Annotated in this window: 5 protein-coding genes; 3 read left to right on the top strand and 2 right to left on the bottom strand. The window is 40.8% G+C overall.

The features are described from left to right. Positions 1–278: AMP-binding protein (locus tag IQ229_RS12910; RefSeq protein WP_194044257.1), on the bottom strand; the 278-nt coding region annotated here is incomplete at its 3' end. Between the two features lie 307 nt (positions 279–585). Between IQ229_RS12910 and IQ229_RS12905 the strand changes: the two genes are divergently transcribed. Then, positions 586–1,236 (top strand): sigma-70 family RNA polymerase sigma factor, encoded by a 651-nt coding sequence (locus IQ229_RS12905; RefSeq protein ID WP_194044256.1) that lies wholly within the window; start codon positions 586–588, stop codon positions 1,234–1,236. 413 nt (positions 1,237–1,649) lie between these two features. Next, positions 1,650–3,401, top strand: a complete 1,752-nt coding sequence (locus IQ229_RS12900; protein ID WP_194044254.1) for a serine/threonine-protein kinase — start codon at positions 1,650–1,652, stop codon at positions 3,399–3,401. 184 nt (positions 3,402–3,585) lie between these two features. Here IQ229_RS12900 and IQ229_RS12895 read toward each other — a convergent pair whose 3' ends face one another. Continuing rightward, on the bottom strand, positions 3,586–4,116 hold the full coding sequence (locus tag IQ229_RS12895; protein ID WP_228013430.1) for an SDR family NAD(P)-dependent oxidoreductase: 531 nt from the start codon (positions 4,114–4,116) through the stop codon (positions 3,586–3,588). Positions 4,117–4,271: 155 nt separating this feature from the next. On the opposite strand from IQ229_RS12895, the gene IQ229_RS12890 reads away from it, so the two are divergent. Further along, positions 4,272–4,889, top strand: coding sequence for an aldo/keto reductase (locus tag IQ229_RS12890; RefSeq protein WP_228013429.1), 618 nt, complete (start codon positions 4,272–4,274; stop codon positions 4,887–4,889). Positions 4,890–4,946: the final 57 nt, after the last annotated feature.

Raw genomic sequence — 4,946 nt, 5'->3', positions numbered from 1 at the left:
GGATAAGCGGGAACTGCAATTACCCCAGCATATAAGCAGCCAAAGAAGGCAGCAATAAAATCAAGTCCAGGTGGGTAGAGAAGTAGAGCGCGCTCGCCAGGATTTATGATACTTTGTAGTTGAGACGCAATCACCTTTGCTTGTTGGTCTAACTCTTTATAGGTAAGCTTGGCAACTTCTGTTTCTCCGTCTTGCAGAAAAATAAAAGATGTTTTATCTGGCTCAATCAAGGCTCTCGCTTTAACAATATCAATAAAATTGGCAATCTCCAGGTTCATCCCACGTAATTTTCTCAAGTATAAATATTAAAGAATTTACCAAATTATATTAAGAAAAAATATCAGCAATTCTAAATTTAAGAATTGATCAGGAATTCAGCGTACTCTGTAAGAGTTGCAAGCTAGCAAAAGCGTCTCGTAGAGAGCGTCGGCAGGAGACAGAAGGAAAGAGGATTTTAGCCTACTTTACTTTTATTAACATAGTTTGATTTTTTCCACTCCTTCTACTTATCTTGAGGAAAGGTAATTCTTCGGGTGTTGTTATACGCAATACTAAGATATTCTTGCTTTCTTCGCCAAGATTGTCATGGTTCAATTCGATGAACAGCTACGCCGCTTAGTTACAGAAGCCTGTGGACACCAACCTGGAAGCCCTCAGCGTCAGAAGCTGCTCACGCAAATTATTCGCTTGACAGCAAGTAGACTCTGGAGGGAAACTACTCCTTACTATCAAGACGCACTACAACAAACTTGGTTGTATTTCTGTCGCAATGTTTGTGAAGGTTTGACAGGTCAAATCTACGATCCCAATTATGGCAGTGTGATCACCTGGCTAAATGCTTACCTAAAACGGAGACTACAAGACTTTTACCTTAACCAGAACCGAGAACAAGCCACAACAGTCCCTCTGAGAATTCGTCAGTCTACATCCGGTGGAACAAGTGAAACCATTGACCCTGTAGATAACCTACCGGCTAATCCCCAAGCACCTCCGATTTTGGAAGACTTGGAGATATGGGCAAAGACAGATTCGGATGGGGAACTGCGCGGTACTTACATTAAAGGACGTTCAGATGTGAATTGTCAGGTGTTAATTCTCAAACGCTTACCCCCAGAAATTAGCTGGAAAGATTTATCTGAGGAATTTGGATTGTCAATTCCGACATTAAGCAGTTTTTATCAACGCCAATGTTTACCACGTTTGCGTAAGTTTGCAGAATTGGAGGGATTATTATGATCGGTGCTGTTAGTGAATAGCTAGGGTTGAGCTTTTTGTTCATTCTCAATCAATCTTAGCGATGCTTGTGGCGGGGGTAGCGATCGCGCGCAACACCTGCCCAACTTCTTATGTTTCATATCTAGCAAGCTTTTTGCCGTGAATTACAGCTATTTGAAGGTTTTTTTCTACAAGGCAGCTATTATAAACATCACTTTCCCAGTTAAGAATGTAGCATTGCCAATACTTTGCAAAAAATTGGCGAAATATTTATCTTGCTAAAAAATTACATTTTTACTACGCAATAATACTTAAAAAAATTAACTTGTATTTAAAGTATCAAAATTCTGGTTATTTATTTCTAAAGTATTCCGGAAACACGAGGGAATGTCAGAAAAACTAAATAAAAGGACTACTTACTGAGTAACCAGGTCATGACCCACCACATAATCGGTAAATTACTACAAGGGCGTTACCAAGTTGTCCAAAGCCTCGGTGCAGGGGTATTTGGGCAAACATACATTGCTGTAGATGTAGATTATCCAGAGAATCCCAAATGCGTTATTAAGCAGATTAAAGTTAACAGTTCCGAATCTGGTTATTTGGAGATGCTGAGATTACTGTTTTTGACTGAAACTGAAACCCTGAAGCTTCTGGGAAGCCATGACCAAATTCCTGAATTCATCGCCTGCTTTGAAGAAAACGAGCGATTTTATTTAGTGCAAGAGTGGATTGAAGGACATGCGCTGACTGCGGAATTGCCCATTGACGAATATTTCGGGTGTCTGTGGAGTGAAAGCGAAGTTGTAGAATTTTTGATAGATGTCTTAGGTATTCTAGAATTTATCCACTCTCAAGGCGTGATCCATTGCGATATCAAGCCGGAAAACTTGCTCAGACGCGATCGCGATTGCAAGTTAGTTATGATTGACTTTGGCTCAATCCAGTCGATCGATTTTGGTATAGGTGCAGAATTGCCCATTTATAGAATTCCCGTCACTTCATTGGGATACATACCGCCAGAACAATTTATTGGTCAAACACAGCCCAACAGTGATATTTATGCTTTGGGTATGATTGCTATCCAGGCCTTAACAGGGCTAGAACCACTACAATTAAAAACCGATCCTTCTACTAATGAAATTTTTTGGCGTTCTCAAAACACGCCAGTTAACGATTATCTAGCTGCTGTTCTCAGCCAAATGATCCGCTATAATCACCAAGACCGCTTTCAGTCTGCGGGTGAAGTGCTGCGGGTACTCAAACAAATAATCTGGGAACCTCAGCCATCAGAAACATTAGAGGGAGATTCTCAATTTTCTCTAGAAGTAGCGAAAAATTCTGCGTCTGGAAAATCATCCCCATTATTAACGGGAATGAAAGTAGGACTAGCAGCTAATTCTTTATTGATGGGATTTGGTGTATATTCTTTAGTTAATACTGCACCTGCATATTCAGAAACAGATACTTTATTTAACGCAACAAAAGAATATCAAGCCGGAGATTTAGAAGAAGCGATCGCACTCGCTAAATCAATTCCCTCCCACAGCAATGTTTATCCAGAAGCGCAAGCTACAATTGAAGAATGGCAAGAACAATGGCAAGTAGCTGCACAGCAATACGAAATAGCACAATTAGCTTTTCAGGAGAGCAGATGGTCAGATATTCTTCATGCTGCTGCTAAAGTTCCCAAAATTTTATATTGGCAATCTAAAACAGATAAAATAGTTCAGAAAGCATCGCTCAACATTGAAGCACAGACGCAAGATTTATTAACAAAAGCTTACGAAAGAGCTGCTGAAAAAGATTTTTCTGCTGCCTTACAATATCTACGTCAAATTCCTCAAGAAAGTCGTGCAGGTGCTTTAGTTCAAGACAAGTTAGCTGAATATAATCGAAAGCGGCAGATCAGAGCGGCCTACTTTTTACAGAAAGCCTATAAAAAAGCATCTATTGGTGATTTCGATCGCGCTGTCAAATTTCTTAAAAATATTCCCAGCGATACTTTAGTTTATGCTCAAGCTCAAGTCAAATTGAATGAGTATACTCAAAAAAAACGCGTGCTAGCTGATAATCAAAAGATAGCTTCTGCAAAAAGAACAAATTTATTTGTCCCTAAAAACTCAGTTACTAAGGTTGAATATCTTCAAGGAGTAAATTACCTTCAAGAGGTTAATATTCGGTAGGTTTGGTAATTCGTAATTCGTAATTCGTAATTCGTAATTCGTAATTCGTAATTCGTAATTCGTGACACTCTCTACGTTCGCGTAGCATATCGCAAACAAACACTGCACTTAGCTTGCTTTCCCGTAGGGGTACGATGGGATAAGGGGAAAAGGGCAATAACCCGTGCCCAATGCCTTCTACTTTTTACCAAGGAACCACACCGTTTTCATCAAAAAATCCTCCGCTAAAACCATCATCAGGTAAAGTAGCGAGTCTCACTGCTGCGTAGGCGTAGCCCCCCATAGGGATCGCACCCTGCTCAACAGTGCGATACCCTTGGTATTGATTAATGTCAGTTGCTGTAAAACCAGGATCGGCAGCATTGATTTTAATTGGGGTATCTTTAAGTTCGGCAGCCAATAAAACTGTGATTGCATTCACTGCTGTCTTGGATGAATTATAAGTAAGAAGCTTAAAATCAGCGAATTCATAATTTGGATCGGAGTTCTGGGTTAGAGAACCTAAACCACTTGATAAATTCACTATTCTCCCTGCTTTTGATTTCTTTAAAAGCGGCAATAATGCTTTTGTAACTGCAAACACTCCAAATACATTCGTTTCATAAGTTTGTCGCAGTGTTTCAATATCAACTTGACTAGGTGGAAGGCGTAGTTTACCGCCGTAGGCATCGCCATCACTTATTATTCCAGCCCTTACCCTTTGCCCTTTTCCCAAACCACAACGGATATAAAAAGTGCTTATCCGATCCGTATTGAGAGTAATTGGCTATCGTGTTTGCACCAGTAGTAGTTCACACCTTAGATAGCTGTTGAGAGAATATTTGCAGCTTAAAGTAGCAATTGACTCAAAACTTCTTGCAGAAGGTAGATATGCAAACCAAACAGCTTGGAAATTCGGAGCTTAACATCACCCCAATTGGTTTTGGTGCTTGGGCGATTGCTGGAGGTGGATGGGCTTTTGGCTGGGGAGAGCAAGATGACCAAGAATCAATCGCTGCGATCAATCGCGCTCTTGACCTCGGCGTTAATTGGATTGACACCGCAGCTATTTATGGTCTAGGGCATTCTGAAGAGGTTGTTGCTAAAGCGCTCAAAGGTCGATCTAGTCGCCCTTACATTTTCACGAAATGCTCAATGATCTGGGATGAAAAGGGCGAAATTGGTCGGAGTCTCAAAGCCGATTCTCTGCGGCGAGAGGTTGAAGCCAGTCTGCGCCGACTCGACATTGAAACCATTGACCTCTACCAAATCCACTGGCCCAACCCTGAATCAGAAATCGAAGAAGGCTGGACAACTTTGGCCAAGCTCAAAGATGAGGGTAAGGTTCGCTATATCGGAGTTTCCAATTTCAATGTCGAACAGTTGAAACGTATCAAGGAGATTGCACCAGTTACGTCATTGCAACCGCCTTATTCACTAGACATCTCCAAAATAGTAACGTTCTATGGTAAGAGAACATTAGAGAGCTTTTTGGACACAGAAACATGAGCGAGATTTTGAATTATATTGAAGGGAACAAAAAAGAAACACAGCGCTTAATTGGTC

This window comes from Nostoc cf. edaphicum LEGE 07299, assembly GCF_015207245.1.
In the GTDB taxonomy this organism is placed as follows: Bacteria; Cyanobacteriota; Cyanobacteriia; order Cyanobacteriales; family Nostocaceae; genus Nostoc; species Nostoc edaphicum_B.
Note: the sequence above shows the minus strand (reverse complement) of the source record. Positions and strands in the feature narration are given on the sequence as shown.